The 14,608-nt window shown below is 69.5% G+C and carries 11 protein-coding genes and 1 pseudogene; 5 read left to right on the forward strand and 7 right to left on the reverse strand.

Annotated elements, in window-relative coordinates; all coding sequences use genetic code 11:
- Positions 1 to 68: 68 nt before the first annotated feature.
- Positions 69 to 479: an STAS domain-containing protein gene (locus tag ACH4YL_RS07645; protein WP_398505796.1), complete on the forward strand. Its 411-nt coding sequence runs from the start codon at positions 69 to 71 to the stop codon at positions 477 to 479.
- A gap of 47 nt (positions 480 to 526) precedes the next feature.
- Here ACH4YL_RS07645 and ACH4YL_RS07650 read toward each other — a convergent pair whose 3' ends face one another.
- Complete coding sequence (locus tag ACH4YL_RS07650; RefSeq protein WP_398505797.1) at positions 527 to 742, reverse strand: EF-hand domain-containing protein; 216 nt, start codon at positions 740 to 742, stop codon at positions 527 to 529.
- Positions 743 to 854: 112 nt separating this feature from the next.
- Between ACH4YL_RS07650 and ACH4YL_RS07655 the strand changes: the two are divergent.
- A pseudogene (locus ACH4YL_RS07655) lies at positions 855 to 1,502 on the forward strand (GNAT family N-acetyltransferase).
- 41 nt (positions 1,503 to 1,543) lie between these two features.
- Here ACH4YL_RS07655 and ACH4YL_RS07660 read toward each other — a convergent pair.
- The 5 genes from ACH4YL_RS07660 to ACH4YL_RS07680 form a co-directional block, all read right to left on the reverse strand.
- Complete coding sequence (locus tag ACH4YL_RS07660) at positions 1,544 to 2,743, reverse strand: YncE family protein (RefSeq protein ID WP_398506613.1); 1,200 nt, start codon at positions 2,741 to 2,743, stop codon at positions 1,544 to 1,546.
- 409 nt (positions 2,744 to 3,152) lie between these two features.
- Positions 3,153 to 3,656: an ATP-binding protein gene (locus ACH4YL_RS07665; protein ID WP_398505799.1), complete on the reverse strand. Its 504-nt coding sequence runs from the start codon at positions 3,654 to 3,656 to the stop codon at positions 3,153 to 3,155.
- 262 nt (positions 3,657 to 3,918) lie between these two features.
- Entirely contained in the window at positions 3,919 to 4,686 is a 768-nt protein-coding gene (locus tag ACH4YL_RS07670) for an enoyl-CoA hydratase/isomerase family protein (RefSeq protein WP_398505801.1), read from the reverse strand.
- Positions 4,687 to 4,772: 86 nt separating this feature from the next.
- Positions 4,773 to 6,020, reverse strand: coding sequence for an Ig-like domain-containing protein (locus tag ACH4YL_RS07675; RefSeq protein ID WP_398505803.1), 1,248 nt, complete (start codon positions 6,018 to 6,020; stop codon positions 4,773 to 4,775).
- A gap of 398 nt (positions 6,021 to 6,418) precedes the next feature.
- The gene (locus ACH4YL_RS07680) at positions 6,419 to 7,645 is read right to left on the reverse strand and encodes an Ig-like domain-containing protein (RefSeq protein ID WP_398505804.1); all 1,227 of its coding nucleotides are present in this window, start codon (positions 7,643 to 7,645) and stop codon (positions 6,419 to 6,421) included.
- A 200-nt stretch (positions 7,646 to 7,845) separates the two neighbouring features.
- Between ACH4YL_RS07680 and glgX the strand changes: the two genes are divergently transcribed.
- From glgX to ACH4YL_RS07695, 3 genes are read left to right on the forward strand one after another with little or no spacing between them, the layout of a single operon-like run.
- The gene (gene glgX / locus ACH4YL_RS07685) at positions 7,846 to 10,119 is read left to right on the forward strand and encodes a glycogen debranching protein GlgX (protein ID WP_398505806.1); all 2,274 of its coding nucleotides are present in this window, start codon (positions 7,846 to 7,848) and stop codon (positions 10,117 to 10,119) included.
- Between the two features lie 60 nt (positions 10,120 to 10,179).
- Positions 10,180 to 11,982 (forward strand): ABC transporter ATP-binding protein, encoded by a 1,803-nt coding sequence (locus ACH4YL_RS07690; protein ID WP_398505808.1) that lies wholly within the window; start codon positions 10,180 to 10,182, stop codon positions 11,980 to 11,982.
- On the forward strand, positions 11,979 to 13,880 hold the full coding sequence (locus ACH4YL_RS07695) for an ABC transporter ATP-binding protein (protein ID WP_398505810.1): 1,902 nt from the start codon (positions 11,979 to 11,981) through the stop codon (positions 13,878 to 13,880). Before ACH4YL_RS07690 ends, ACH4YL_RS07695 begins: the two co-directional genes overlap by 4 nt.
- A gap of 34 nt (positions 13,881 to 13,914) precedes the next feature.
- On the opposite strand, the gene ACH4YL_RS07700 is transcribed toward ACH4YL_RS07695, so the two are convergent.
- Positions 13,915 to 14,583, reverse strand: coding sequence for a TetR/AcrR family transcriptional regulator (locus tag ACH4YL_RS07700; protein WP_398505812.1), 669 nt, complete (start codon positions 14,581 to 14,583; stop codon positions 13,915 to 13,917).
- Between the last annotated feature and the right edge of the window lie 25 nt (positions 14,584 to 14,608).

Here is a 14,608-nt window from a genome sequence, read left to right on the forward strand (position 1 = left end):
GGTTCGCCCCGGTCCATGGCGGCCAGGTCAAGCTCGCTGCATCCGCGCCGCGACAAGGAGACAAAGCCATGACCGAGGGGCTGACTTCCCGGTCCTCCGACTTACGCGCTCCACTGCCCGGCCCCTTCGGCCGCGTCTACCGGAGCCGGGACCGCACCGTCGTCGAACTGCACAGCGAGATCGACATCGCCGCCGCCACGCTGGTGGGGGCGTATCTCGACGTGGTGACCGCCATACGGGCCCACGAGGTGGTGATCGACCTCAGCCAGGTGGAGTTCTTCGACTGCTCCGGTCTGGCGCTGCTGTGCCGGGCGCGGCGGCGCATCGCCGAGAACGGCGGGCAGTTGTGGGTGGTGTGCGACCAGCCGGCGATTCTGCGGGTTTTCCGGGCCGGCGGCGTACTGAACTCGTTCCGGCTGCTTACGACACTCGCCGAGGCGCTGGACGCCGAACGGCCGGCCGCCGAGCCGCAGGAGTGATGCCCGTGCGGCTCCCCGACGGCCGGGGAACCGCACACGCGGGCGGGTCAGGCCTTGTTGAGCGAGTCCCAGAACTCCTCGAAGGACAGCTGTCCGTCGCCGTCGCCGTCCTTGGTCTTGATCACTGCCTCGGCGACCGTCTCGGTGACATTGAAGTCGCCCAGCTGAGCCATCACGCTCTTGTACTCGGCCGCCGTGATCAGGCCGTCGCCGTTCAGGTCGTACCGGTCGAACGCCCTGCGCGCCTCTTCGATGTCCACCACTGCTTCCGCCCCTTCTTGCTGCTGACTGACGCAGGTCAGATTAACTGCCGCGCGTCCTACAGGGAGAGTCCGCCTCCCCGAGGGCGGAGACTCGAGAAGAGGAGCGTGCGACGTGTCAGGAACGAGTGAGGCTCTGGCCGGGATACTGGCCGCGGCGGCGTGCGGAGAGTATCCGCCGCCGGACGGGTCGACGACCGTGGTCGGGCAGCCGAACGCCCGGGACGCCGGAGTGGTGGCGTTCACCGCACACTCGGTGATCTTCACGGACGAGGATCCGGAGTGGGTACGGGCCGAGCTCGCCGCCACCCGTTCCGACTCGCTGGCCGCCGCGATGAACCCGTCGTTCCTGGCCGCCCTGATGGCACGTACGGGCCGCTCGATGAACACCATCGATCTGCTGACGGTGGCCCGCGCGCTGCCGGGCAGACCCGAGCTGGAACTGCACGAGATCGAGGACCCGGAGCATCCACGCGTGGCGCGGGCCCTGAAGTTCCGTGACGGCGTGCGGGTCTGGGCGGCGGACGGCGGTGTGCTGGTGCTCGGCCGGGGTGTGGCAGGCCGCTGGGAGAGCGCGATCTAGGTGGACGAAGGCGTACGCGGCCGGGGCCTGGGTGCCGCGCTGGCGCTGGCGGCCCGCCATCTGGTGCCGGACGACGTGGTGTGGGCGCAGCAGTCGCCGGGGAACGCCCGCAGTGTGCGGACGTTCCAGACGGCGGGCTTCAGACCGGTCGGCTCGGAGGCGCTGCTCGTGGCCGGCTGACGCCCCGGGGCACCCGACCGGCCTGATCCAGACGACAGGCCCTAACGGAAGACACCCGTATGACCGAGCGAGTAGCGGCCTGGCTGCGGATAGACCGCGAGTCCGTGCGGGCCGCTGCCGACCGGGATGCGGGCCAGCTGTCTGCCGGTGGTGGTGTCGATCGCGTACACCTCGGAGTGGTAGCGGCCGGACAGCCACAGCACCTTGCCGTCCACCGAGACCCCGCCCATGTCGGGGCTGCCGCCGTTCGGCAGCTGCCACTTCTTGGTGAGCCTGTTCTGCCCGAAGTCGAAGACGGAGATGGAGCCTTCGCCGCGGTTCGGGATGTACATCTCCTTGGAGTCACGGCTGATGTAGAGGCCGTGGGCGCCCTTGCCGGTGGGCAGCAGCCCGGGCATGCCGAACTTCTCGCCGTCGAGCACCCATACGCCGTGCGCCATCATGTCGGCGATGTAGAACGTCTTGCCGTCCGGCGAGAGCTTCACGTCCTGCGGCATCGCGCCGTCGAACGGCAGCTTCTGCTGGCCGATGACCTCCATCCGCTCGGTGTCGACCTTCAGCAGTTCGCCGGAGAACTCGCAGGAGACGATGAAGTACCGGCCGTCGGCGGAGAAGTCGGCGTGGTTGACGCCGTAGCAGGAGACCGGAGTGGTCTTGACGCGGTTCATGGTGTGCGGGTCGCGGAAGGAGAGTTCGCGGTCCAGCGAGGCCATGACGACGGCGTACTTGCCGTTGGGCGTGAAGTAGAGGTTGTACGGGTCGTGCACCTCGACCGCCTTGCCCGCGACGCCCGTAGCCGGGTCGATCGGGGTGAGCGTGTGGCCGCGGTTGTTGTTGACCCAGAGCGTCTTCATGTCCCAGGACGGCACGACGTGCTGCGGCTGGATGCCGACCGGGATCGTCTCGATGACCTTGTACGTCGTCGGGTCGATGACCGAGACGGTGTTGGAGTTGGTGTTGGGGACATAGATCCGGGACGGGAAGCTCCGGACGGCCGGCGCGAGCCGGTTCGGCCGGTTCGCGGCGTAGACGTCCTTGGGATCCAGCACCGGCGGCATGCCGGGCAGTGCCTGCGGGACGGCCTTCTTCGGCTGGGCGGGCCGGACGGCACCTTCGGTGCCGCGGGCCTGCGGCGGGGTCTCGGTCCGGTCTGCGGGCGAGCCGCACCCGGCGAGCAGCACGAGCAGGACGCCCGCGAACAGCGCGGTGACCCGCTGGGTGAGGTGGGTTCTCGGGTGCATCAGGTCGGCTCCGTCGTGCAGAGCCCCGCGGCGATCGATCGAGGTCACGAGCAAGCACAGTAGAGGCGAGATGAGCGAAAAGTAATGATTGTCCCAATTAAGGATCCCCGCGGGTCACCTCGCGTCCGACGGCCCTCACGCCGCACGGATCAATGAAAAGATCCGCGATTACTCATATCTACTCACTATTTGCCAGGCGAGTGGCCGACCTCACCTACGATTCACTTTCTATCTGTCACACACTGATGGCGTATGTCCAGGTATGGGCTTTTGGCGATGGAGCCGCGTTCTGCCATAGTCGGTGGCACGACCCCCCTTGACCCGGGCCAGGTCGTCGAAAGCTGCCGTGGATACACCCCCCCAATCCACGGCGCTCCACGAAAGCCCCCTTCCAGGGGGCTTTCGTGTTTCAGCGCTCGGTGACCCGCATCTCGAACCAGGTGTCCTTGCCGCGCGGCAGCAGGTCCACGCCCCACCGGTCCGAGAGCTTGTCGACGAGGAAGAGGCCGCGGCCGCTGATGTCCATCTCCTGGACGGGCATCAGGCACGGCAGACCGCGCGACGGGTCGCGGACCTCGATCCTGATCCAGCCGGGACGGCGCTTCATCCGCAGACCGAAGACCCGCGCTCCGGTGTGCCGGACGGCGTTGCCGACGAGCTCCGAGACGAGTAAAACGGCCCGCTCGGCGGTCTGCGCGGGGAGCGCCCACTGGCGCAGCACCACGGCGTGGGTCAACCGGCGCGCGGTGGCGGCGGATTCGGGGCGGGAGGGAAGTCGGACTTCCTCGTCGGTGGGATCGCCGAACAACTCCAGGACCTTGAGCGCCTGTTCGTCCTCGACCGCGGACATCCACCGCACCGCAGGAGCGCTGCCGCGCTGTCGCGGCTGTTCCACACCTTCGAGGCCCGCCATGCACCCATCATGGCGTGGGCACGCCTCTGGCGTGGCCGTTCCAACGAAATAGGGCCCCCGGAATCGGTCGTTCCGGGGGCGCCTGCTGGCATATGACTCCGGCCCCATGCGGACCCTCATACCCATCCTGAGCTGCACTGACGCATAGTTGATGAATGATCACCAAGCGCTACACGACAGAGCGGTTTAAGACTCCCTTAAGACTCAGCTAAGCCTCACACATGGTTGACGCGGGGCGCGAAACTGTCCAACTGACCAGAATTCAGAGGAACTTGGCCTTGCCCGGACCTTCCTCCACAAAGCTGCGCATCCCGCGCTCCCGGTCCTCGGTCGCGAACAGGCCCGCGAACCAGTTCCGTTCGACGGCCAGACCCGTCTCGATGTCCGTCTCCAGACCCACGTCCACGGTTTCCTTCGCCGCACGCAGCGCCAGCGCCGGGCCCTGTGCGAGCTTGGCCGCCCAGGCGCGCGCCTGCTCGTACACCTCGTCCGCCGGGACGATCCGGTCGACGAGACCGAGCGCCAGCGCCTCGTCGGCCTTCACCTGGCGGCCGGTGAAAATCAGGTCCTTGGCCTTGGACGGACCGATCAGGCGGGCGAGCCGCTGTGTGCCGCCGGCGCCCGGGATCAGGCCGAGCAGGATCTCCGGCTGGCCGAGCTTCGCGTTGTCCGCGGCGATGCGGTAGTCGGCGCAGAGCGCCAGCTCGCAGCCGCCGCCGAGGGCATAGCCGGTGACGGCGGCGACGACGGGCTTGGGGATGCGGGCGACCGCGGTGAACGACTCCTGCAGCGCCCTGGACCGTACGACCATCGCCGCATGGTCCATGACCTGCATCTCCTTGATGTCCGCGCCGGCCGCGAACACCTTCTCGCCGCCGTAGAGAATCACGGCCCGTACGTCGTCGCGGCGGCCCGCCTCGTCGGCGAGCTCGCGCAGCCGGTCCTGGATGGCGATGTTCAGCGCATTCATCGGCGGGCGGTCCAGTCGGATGGTGCCGACGCCTTCGGAGACCTCGAGGGAAACAGTCATGAGGCGAGGTTAGCCCTCGTTAACGCGGACGGGCCCGGTGCTGTTGCTCACAGCACCGGGCCCGTCGTACGCAGTACAGCGGAGCGTTACTTCGTCCAGTCCGCCCAGGACATGTTCCAGCCGTTCAGGCCGTTCTCCGGGGAGATCTGCTTGTCCTGGGAGTTCTGGACGATCACCACGTCGCCGATGAGCGAGTTGTTGAAGAACCAGGCGGCCGGCGTGGTCTTGCTGTAGCCGCCGCGGACGTCCCTCAGGCCGACGCAGCCGTGGCTGACGTTCGCCGAGCCGAAGGTCCCCGACGAGGCCCAGTAGTTGCCGTGCACGAACGTGCCCGAGTTCGACAGGCGCATCGCGTGCGACACGTCCTTGATGTCGTACTCGCCGCCGAAGCCGACGGTGGCGCCGTTCATCCGGGTCATCTTGTACTTCTCGCTGATCACCATCTGGCCGTTGTACGTCGTGGTCGACGGCGCGCCCGCGGTGATCGGAATGTCCTTGATCTGCTTGCCGTCGCGGACGACCTTCATCCGGTGCGACTTGGCGTCCACGGTGGAGACCTGGCTGCGGCCGACGGTGAACGACACCGTCTTGACCTGCTCGCCGTACACACCCTCCCGGCCCTCGACGCCGTCGAGGTTGAGCTTGATCGTCACCTTGGTGCCCGCGGCCCAGTACTTCTCCGGACGGAAGTCGAGGCGGTCGTTGCCGAACCAGTGGCCCTCGACGGGCACGGAGGGCTCGGCGGTCACCTTGATGGCCTTCTCGACGGCCTCGGGGTTGGTGATGCCACGCGTGAAGTTGATCGAGACCGGCATGCCGACTCCGACCGTCGAGCCGTCCTCCGGCGTGTAGTGCCCGATGAAGGTGTTCTTCGGCACGAGCGTGGTGAAGCTGGTGTCCTTCGCCGACTCACGGCCGTCCGCGTCCTTGGCGACCGCGTGCACCTTGTACTTGGTGGAGCCGGCCAGATGCTGCGACGGCTCCCATGTCGCGCCGTCCGCCGAGACCTTGCCCTCGATCGCGGTGCCCTTGTCGTCCTGGACGGTGACCGTCGTCAGCTTGCCCTTGGCCGCGCTGACCTTCAGCGCACCGCTGGTGGCGACCGACTTCGCGCCGTCCTTCGGCGCGATGGTCACGACCGCCTGGGAGGCCGCGTTCTCGACCTTCCCGCCGTCGTTCTTGCCCTTGCCACCGTCGCCCTTGTCCGAGGCCCCGCCCCCGCAGGCCGTGACCAGCAACAGCAGTGCGCCCAGCACCAGAGCCAGCAGACCGGCGCCCCCACGCCCTCCGCGACCGGCCCTGACCGACGCCCCCGATATCGGCTGCCCGTTCAAAATGGTCTCTCCCCTCGCACGGCCTGGCCCCGCCACGGCCCGCACCCCCGCGCGCCTCACGCACGCACTGCGATAGATAATCACACCGGGGGTCGTTGATCCTCTACACGAATGTCACCGTTCAGTCCCAACATGTCCGCTGAGCTCAACTGAGACACCTCGGACCGAGGTCGGATCAGACGTGCGAGGGGTTACGGGTCGGGCAGGGCCGGGGAGTGTCTTCAAAGTAGCGTCGTCCGCCCGAAGGGCGGGCCCGGCGGCATCTGGTGCGTGCGATCGCAAGGCGGAGGAAGGAGCCCACGCGGAGCGTCGGCGACTGACGACAACGCAGCGAGCGTGCGTGCCAGACGCCGCCGGGCAGACGGGACTTTGAAGACACGACCCAGATCAGGCGGGGGTCAGTTCAGTGCGGAACCAGCTTTCCACGCCTTCCAGCCGAGGTTCCAGCCGCCGAGACCGTTGCTCGGGTCGACCTGCTTGTCCTTCGAGTTGACCACTTCGACCACATCGCCGATCAGCGTCCGGTCGAAGAACCAGCCGGCCGGGGTGTCCGCGCTGCCGCCCTTCACATCGCGCAGGCCGACACAGCCGTGGCTGACGTTCGCCGAGCCGAAGGTCTCGGACGCGGCCCAGTAGTTGCCGTGCAGGAAGGTGCCCGAGTCGGTCAGCCGCACCGCGTGCGGCACATCCTTGATGTCGTACTCGCCCTTGCCGTTCCGCTTCTTGAAGCCGACCGTCGCGCCGTTCATCCGGGTCACGTCGTACATCTCCGTGACCACCATCTTTCCGTTGTAGGTGGTCGACTTCGGCGCCCCGGCCGTGATCGGGACGGTCGCCAGGAGATGGCCGTCGCGCCGTACTTCCATGGTGTGCGCCTCGGCGTCGACGAGGGAGACCTGGGAGCGGCCGATGGTGAAGGAGACCGTCTTCTGCTGGATGCCGTACGCGTGCGGCGCCGCCTCGACGTCCCGCAACCGCAGATCGACCGTGACCTTGGTGCCCGGCTTCCAGTACTCGCTGGGTCGGAAGTCGAGCCGTTCCTTGCCGAACCAGTGGCCCGCGATCTCGACCGGCGGATCCGAGCTGACGCGGATGGCCCGTTCGACGGCCGCGCGGTTGACGATCTCGCGGTTGAAGTCGAAGGAGACGATCATGCCGACGCCGACGGTCGAGCGGTTCTCCGGTTTGAAGTAGCCGATGAACCGGCGGTCGGGGACCTCGGTGGTGAAGGTGGTGTGGCGGGCCGAGCGCCGACCGTGGCCGTCCAGCGCGACCACGTCGACGCTGTACTTGGCCGCGAGGTCGAGGCGCGTGCCCGGCTCGGGATTCCAGCGCAGCCCGTCTTCGGAGATCCGGCCGCGGATCTCGACCGGCTGTTCGGCCTCGATCTGCTTCACCTTCACCCGCTCAAGACGCCCGCTGGGCAGCCGCACTTCGAGTGGGCCCTTGGGGTCGACCTCCTTGGCGCCGTCCTCGGGGAGGACCCGGATCGCGTCCTCCGGTGACCGGGGCTTGCTGCTGATGTCGAAGGTTCCGCCGGTGCAGCCGGAGAGCCCGGCCATCAGTCCTGCCCAGGTCACGACGGTCGCCGTGCCCAGCGCTGCCCGCTTCAGTACGTGTCTCACGCACCACCCAACGACCATGCCCCTCCGGGGGAAACGTGGGCGGGGGCCATGTTGGGACAAGAGCAGCGCGGGCAGAACAGGTGGGAGGACCACGCGTGGGGTGGAGCGGCCGGGACGCCGTGACCCCCTGACTCCCCAGGACCCCTTCGGGCCTGGGGAGTGCCGCCAGCGGGGCCCGACGAGCCGCGGGAGGCCGACAGGTGTCGAGCGCAGCCGAGCAGGAAACGGTGCAGGAGGGGGTGCGGGCCGCCGTGCCCGTCCCACTCCCGGCGGCCGGGGTCAACGGCCGCCATCTTGACGCGGACTCCCGCAGGCCGGCGGTGTGGCCGGGGGCGCCGACGCCGCTCGGGGCCCGCTTCCGGGTCGGCCCCGACGGGGTCGCCGGGACCAACTTCGCGCTCTGGGCGGGAGGAGCGGAGGCGGTCGAGCTGTGTCTGTTCGACGACGGCGGTCTGGAGACGCGGCTGCCGCTGACCGAGCTGACGCACGAGATCTGGCACGGCTTCGTGCCCGGCGTCCGGCCCGGACAGCGGTACGGCTTCCGGGTGCACGGCCGCTGGGACCCGTGGACGGGAGCCCGCTGGAATCCGGCGAAGCTGCTGCTCGATCCGTACACACGGGCGGTGGACGGCGCACCTCCCAACGACTACGGCGCGCTGCCGCCGGAGGTCTACGGACATGTCCGCGACTGGCCGCAGCAGAATGTCGCCGACACCGTGCGCGACGACCGGGACTCGGCGCCGTATGTGCCCAAGGGCGTCGTCGTCCACGATGACGACGACTGGTCGGACGACCGCAGACCCAAGACGCCGTGGGCCGACTCGGTCATCTACGAGCTGCATGTGCGGGGCTTCACCAAGCTCCACCCGGGAATCCCGGAGGAGCTGCGCGGCACCTACGCGGGACTGGCGCATCCGGCGGCCGTCGACCATCTCGTACGGCTCGGCATCACCGCCGTCGAACTGCTGCCGGTGCACCAGTACGCGCACGAGGACCATCTCCTGCGGCGCGGCCTGCGCAACTACTGGGGCTACAACTCCATCGGCTACTTCGCGCCGCATGCCGCGTACTCGGCGAGCGGGACACGCGGTGAGCAGGTCGGCGAGTTCAAGCGGATGGTGAAGGCGCTGCACGCCGCCGGGATCGAGGTCATCCTCGACGTGGTCTACAACCACACGGCGGAGGCCGGCGAGCTGGGTCCGACGCTGTCGCTGCGCGGGATCGACAACCGCGGCTACTACCGGCTGCAGCCGGACGCCCGGGCGTACGCGGACTACACCGGCTGCGGCAACACGCTCCATGTGGTGCAGCCGCATGTGCTGCGGCTGATCACCGATTCGCTGCGCTACTGGGTCACCGAGATGGGCGTCGACGGCTTCCGCTTCGATCTGGCGGCGGCGCTGGCGCGCTCCATGCACGATGTCGACATGCTCTCGCCGTTCCTGGCGGTGATCGCGCAGGATCCGGTGCTGCGTCGTGTGAAGCTGATCGCCGAGCCGTGGGACGTGGGCAACGGCGGCTATCAGGTCGGCTCGTTCCCTCCGCTGTGGACCGAGTGGAACGACCGCTACCGCGACGCCGTACGGGACTTCTGGCGCGGCGCGCTGCCCGACGTGCGCGATCTCGGCTACCGGCTGTCGGGCTCCAGCGATCTGTACGCCTGGGGCGGGCGGCGGCCGTACGCCTCCATCAACTTCGTCACGGCGCACGACGGCTTCACCCTGCGCGACCTGGTGAGCTACGAGCAGAAGCACAACGAGGACAACGGCGAGGGCAATCGCGACGGTACGAACGACAACCGCTCCTGGAACTGCGGCGTCGAGGGCGAGACCGACGATCCCGATGTCAACGCCCTGCGCCGGCGGCAGGTGCGCAATCTGCTCACCACCCTGCTCGTGTCGACGGGTGTGCCGATGCTGGTCGCGGGCGACGAGATGGGCCGCACGCAAGGCGGCAGCAACAACGCGTACTGCCAGGACAACGCCGTCAGCTGGCTGGACTGGTCACTGCTGGAGCGCCCCGGGCCGCGCGGTCTGCTGGACCTGACGACCCGGCTGCTGTCACTGCGCCACACCCATCCGGTGCTGCGCCGCCGCGCCTTCTTCTCGGGCCGCGCGCATGCGGCGGACGGGCTGCGGGACCTGGCCTGGTTCACTCCGCACGGCAAGGAGATGACCGAACCGGACTGGTACGCGCCTGCATCGACGCTGGCTCTCTATCTCTCCGGCCGCGACATCCCCGGACGTGACGCGCGTGGAGCGGAGGTGACCGACGACAGTTTCCTGGTGATCCTGCATGCGGCCGACCGTCCGACCAGCTTCAGGCTGCCGGGCGCGCCCTGGGCGGACTCCTACGAGCTGGTGGCCGACACCGCGCTGGAGGACCAGAAGGAGTCGCCGGGGACGGTGCATGCGGGCGGCGGGACAGTGACGGTTCCGGCGCGGTCGGTGCTGCTGCTGAGGGTCAGAACGTAGTCCGCGAGCGGTTGAAAACCAGATGAGCGATGTCAGTGGTGAACCGTAGGCTCGCACCTGATGCCCACAACACATGCAGACACCAAGGACCGGTCCGCCGTGCGCTCGCTGCTCAGGCTGTGGCCGTACGTACGGCCCGTCCGAACCCGCCTGTTCAGTGCGGCATTTGTCGCCATCGTGGCTTCCTGTCTGGGCCTGGTCATCCCGCTCGTACTGAAGTGGATCGTGGACGGTCCGGTCGCCGAGCGCGACCCGGGCGGAGTCTGGTTCGGGGCGCTGGTGCTGCTGGTGCTGGGGTTTGCGGAAGCGCTGCTCTTCGGGTTCCGGCGGTGGCTGGTGGCCCGGCCGCTGGCGGGGGTGGAGGCGGCCATGCGGGCCGATCTCTACCGGCATCTGCAGCGGCTGCCGGTGGCCTTTCACGACCGGTGGGCCTCGGGCCAGTTGCTCTCGCGCGGCACGACGGACCTGATGCTGCTGCGGATGTTTCTGGCGTTCCCGCTGACCTTCCTGCTGGTCAACGCGGCAACGATCCTGGTCGGGTTTGTGATTCTGCTGGGGCAGGAGTGGACGCTGGGGCTTGTGCTGATGGCGCCCATCGTGCCGCTGGTCATTCTGTGCTGGCTCTTCGAGACGCGGTACGCGATCGTCGCGCGGCAGGCGCAGGACCAGGTCGGCGATCTCACGACGGTCGTCGAGGAGAGCGTGCTCGGCATCCGCATCATCAAGGGCTTCGGCCGGCACCGCAGCCAGGCCCTTGCCTTCCGGGGTCTCTCGCAGCGGCTGCGCGGTACGGAACTGGGCAAGGCGCGGCTGCTGGCGGGTATCTGGGCGGTGATCACCACCATTCCGGAGCTGGCGATCGGCGCGGCGCTGGTGCTCGGCACGATCCAGGTCGCGGACGGCGGTCTGTCGGCGGGCACGCTGGTGGCGTTCCTGTCGACGGCGCTGGCGCTGCGGTGGCCGGTGGAGTCGATCGGCTTTCTGCTGGCGATGAGCCAGGAGGCGGCGACCGCAACCGAGCGGTTCTTCGAAGTGATGGACGAGCCGGAGGAGTCCGAGGCGCCGACCGGTGCGTCCGGAGGCGAGGGCGCGGGCGGACTGCGGTTCGAGGGTGTCGAGTTCCGCTACCCCGACGCGTCTGAGGACACCGCGCCCGTGCTCGCCCGGATCGATCTGCGGGTGCGGCCCGGCGAGACCATGGCCCTGGTCGGAGGCACCGGCTCCGGCAAGACCACGCTCACCGCGCTCGTACCGCGGCTGCACGAGCTGACCGCGGGGCGGATCACGCTCGACGGACAGGACATCGCCGCGATGCCGCGGGAGCGGCTGCGTGAACTGGTGTCCGTCGCCTTCGAGGAGCCGACGCTCTTCTCGGCGAGCGTCGGCGAGAACGTCCTGATGGGCGCGGAGGGCGCGAGCGCGGAGGAACTGGGCCGTGCGCTGGACGTCGCGCAGGCCGGGTTCGTGAAGTCGCTGCCGCACGGCGCCGGGACCCAGGTCGGCGAGCAGGGCCTGAGCCTGTCCGGCGGCCAGCGGCAGCGGCTCGCGCTGGCCAGGGCGGTCGTGGGGCAGCCGCGCTTTCTGGTGCTCGACGACCCTTTGTCGGCGCTCGACGTACATACGGAGGCTCTGGTGGAGGCGGCGTTGCGCCGGGTGCTCGAGGACACGACGGCGCTGGTGGTGGCGCACCGGCCGTCGACGGTGATGCTCGCGGACCGGGTGGCGCTGCTGTCGGACGGCCGGATCGCGGCGGTCGGCACGCATCAGGAACTGCTGCGTACGAATGCGGAGTACGCGTGGCTGATGTCCGGCGCGGATACCGACGCCCAGGCCGGCCCGGACTCCGAGGACGGTGTGCGATGACGACGACGACCACGAAGCCGTACGCCGAGGACGAGGGGAGCGGCGAGGACGAGCGCGCCGGCCGGGGCGCGCTGTCCTCGACGGAGCCGGCTCCCGTACCCGACCGCGACGACCCCTTCGACCGGGACGCACTGCCGGCGCCGCCCGGCGCGACCGGTGCGCTGCTGCGGTCCCTGCTCGCTCCTCGCCGGGCACGCGTCGCCGTCGCCGCGCTGCTCCTGCTGCTCCAGCAGGCCGTCGTCCAGGCCGGTCCGCTCCTCGTCGCGTACGCCATCGACCGCGGCGTCCCGGCCTTCCGCGCCCACGACTACGGGCCCCTGATCGCCGTCGCCGCCGGGTACGCGCTGTGCGCGCTCGGCGCGGGCGTCCTCCAGTACGCCTTCATCCGGGCCTCGGCCCGGGTCAACCAGGACGTGCTCCTCGATCTGCGCGGCCGGATCTTCCGGCACGCCCAGGCCCTGAGCCTCGACTTCCACGAGCGCTACACCTCGGGCCGGCTGATCTCCCGGTCGACGACCGACGTGGAGTCCCTGCGGGAGCTGCTCAGCGAGGGCCTGCAGGAACTGATCATGGTCGTCCTCGCCTTCTTCTACATCTCGGCGATGCTGCTCTGGCTGGACCTCGGGCTCGGCGGGCTCGCCGTGGTCTCCTTCGTACCGCTCTATCTGCTCGTACGGCTCTACCAGCGGCGCGCCAAGGCGGTGTACAGCATCCGCTCCACGGCGATCGCCGCCGTCATCGTGAAGTTCGCGGAGACGATGAACGGCATCCGCCCGGTGCGGGCCTTCCGCAGGGAGCGCGCCAACGACGCGGAGTTCCAGGTCCTCAACCACCGCCATGAGCGCAGCAACGGCGACGCGCTGCTGGAGATGGCGCGCTATGTCGTCGGCTCCCGGCTCGTCGCCAACATCGCCGTCGCAGGCATCGTGCTGTGGGGTGCGTACCGCGTCGCGTCGGGGACGCTCGCGCTGGGTGTGCTGGCCGCGGCCGTGCTGTATCTGCGGCGGCTGTACGACCCGATCGACCGGCTCGGGATGTTCCTCAACTCCTACCAGTCCGCGGCCGCGTCGATGGAGAAGATCGCGGGCCTGCTGGCCCAGGTGCCGTCCGTGCAGGAGGCGCAGGAGCCGAGGGAGCTGCCCGCCCTGGCCTCCGACCACCCCGGGCGCGAGGTCGTCTTCGACGACGTCCGGTTCGCCTACCGCACCGGAGGCGAGGTGCTGCCGCGCTTCGGTCTCACGATCCCGGCAGGCCAGACCATCGCCGTCGTCGGCTCGACCGGCGCCGGAAAGTCCACGCTCGCCAAGCTGCTGGCCCGTTTCTACGACCCGACCGACGGCCGGGTCCTCCTCGACGGCGTCGACCTGCGGGACCTGGCCACGCCCGAACTGCGCCGCGGGGTGGTGATGGTGACCCAGGAGGCGTTCCTGTTCTCCGGGACGGTCGCCGAGAACATCGCGATCGGCCGGCCCGACGCGTCCCGCGAGGAGATCGAGCGGGCCGCGAAGGCGATCGGCGCGCACGACTTCATCTGCGGCCTGCCGGACGGTTACGACACGGACGTGCGCAAGCGCGGCGGCCGGATCTCGGCCGGTCAGCGGCAGTTGGTCGCGTTCGCCCGCGCACTGCTCGCCGACCCTGCCGTGCTGATCCTGGACGAGGCGACGAGCTCGCTGGACATCCCTGGCGAGCGTGCGGTGCAGCGAGCGATGGACACCGTGCTGCACGGGCGTACGGCGGTGGTGATCGCGCACCGGCTGTCGACGGTGGAGATCGCGGACCGAGTGCTGGTGATGGAGCACGGCCGGATCGTGGAGGACGGCACTCCGGACCAACTCATCGGCGGCGAGGGCCGGTTCGCGGATCTGCACCGCGCATGGCGGGACAGCCTCGTGTGATCCCAGGGCCGGCGTCAAGCCCTCCTGACGGTCGTCAACGGCGCGCGCGCAGGCCGTCGACCAGCAGGCGGAGGCCGAACTCGAAGTGCGCGTCGTAGTCCGGGCCGGTGAAGACGGGCAGGGCGGCGGTGAGGTGCGGATAGCGCCCCGCCGCCACCGCGTCGCGCAGCACTCCCGCGTCCGCCGGGCCGGCGTCCCCCGGGCCCTCGCCCGCAGGTTGGAGTGCGGCCTGTTCCTCCAGGGTGTGGCCGACGGTGAAGTTGGCGACCGCCATCAGCGCCCGCGCCGCGTCCGCGTCGTCGAAGCCCGCATCGCGCAGCACGCCGAGGACGTTCTCGGCGAAGCCGAGTGTGTTCGGGCCGGTCGAGTGCGTACCGGCGTAGACGCGCGCACCGTCGCGATGGTCGAGCAGCGCCGTACGCATCGCTCGGGCCAGGGCAGCCAGCCGCTCGCTCCATTCGCCGTCCGTCGCGGGCCCGTCGGCATCGGCCAGCATCCGCTCCGCCATCGCGGTCAACAGGTCCTGCTTGGTCGCGAAGTAGCGGTACAGCGCGCCCGCCTGAACGCCCATCGCATCGGCCAGCCGCCGCATGGTCAGCGCGTCGAGGCCGGATTCATCGAGCAGGTCGAGGGCGGTCCGGACGGTGCGCGCGTGGTCGAGGCGGGCCGGGCGGCCTCTCGTCGGGGTTGACGGAACACTCATGGGCCTCACTATAGTGAACAACGTT

It is taken from the genome of Streptomyces sp. NPDC020681 (assembly GCF_044334895.1).
Taxonomy (GTDB): domain Bacteria; phylum Actinomycetota; class Actinomycetes; order Streptomycetales; family Streptomycetaceae; genus Streptomyces.

Bases quoted from the DNA above. Each gene is read 5' to 3' on its own strand.
- ACH4YL_RS07645 (WP_398505796.1), top strand. From the start codon at position 69: ATGACCGAGGGGCTGACTTCCCGGTCCTCCGACTTACGCGCTCCACTG.
- ACH4YL_RS07660 (WP_398506613.1), bottom strand. From the start codon at position 2,743: ATGCACCCGAGAACCCACCTCACCCAGCGGGTCACCGCGCTGTTCGCG.
- ACH4YL_RS07665 (WP_398505799.1), bottom strand. From the start codon at position 3,656: ATGGCGGGCCTCGAAGGTGTGGAACAGCCGCGACAGCGCGGCAGCGCT.
- ACH4YL_RS07670 (WP_398505801.1), bottom strand. From the start codon at position 4,686: ATGACTGTTTCCCTCGAGGTCTCCGAAGGCGTCGGCACCATCCGACTG.
- ACH4YL_RS07690 (WP_398505808.1), top strand. From the start codon at position 10,180: ATGCCCACAACACATGCAGACACCAAGGACCGGTCCGCCGTGCGCTCG.
- ACH4YL_RS07695 (WP_398505810.1), top strand. From the start codon at position 11,979: ATGACGACGACGACCACGAAGCCGTACGCCGAGGACGAGGGGAGCGGC.
- ACH4YL_RS07700 (WP_398505812.1), bottom strand. From the start codon at position 14,583: ATGAGTGTTCCGTCAACCCCGACGAGAGGCCGCCCGGCCCGCCTCGAC.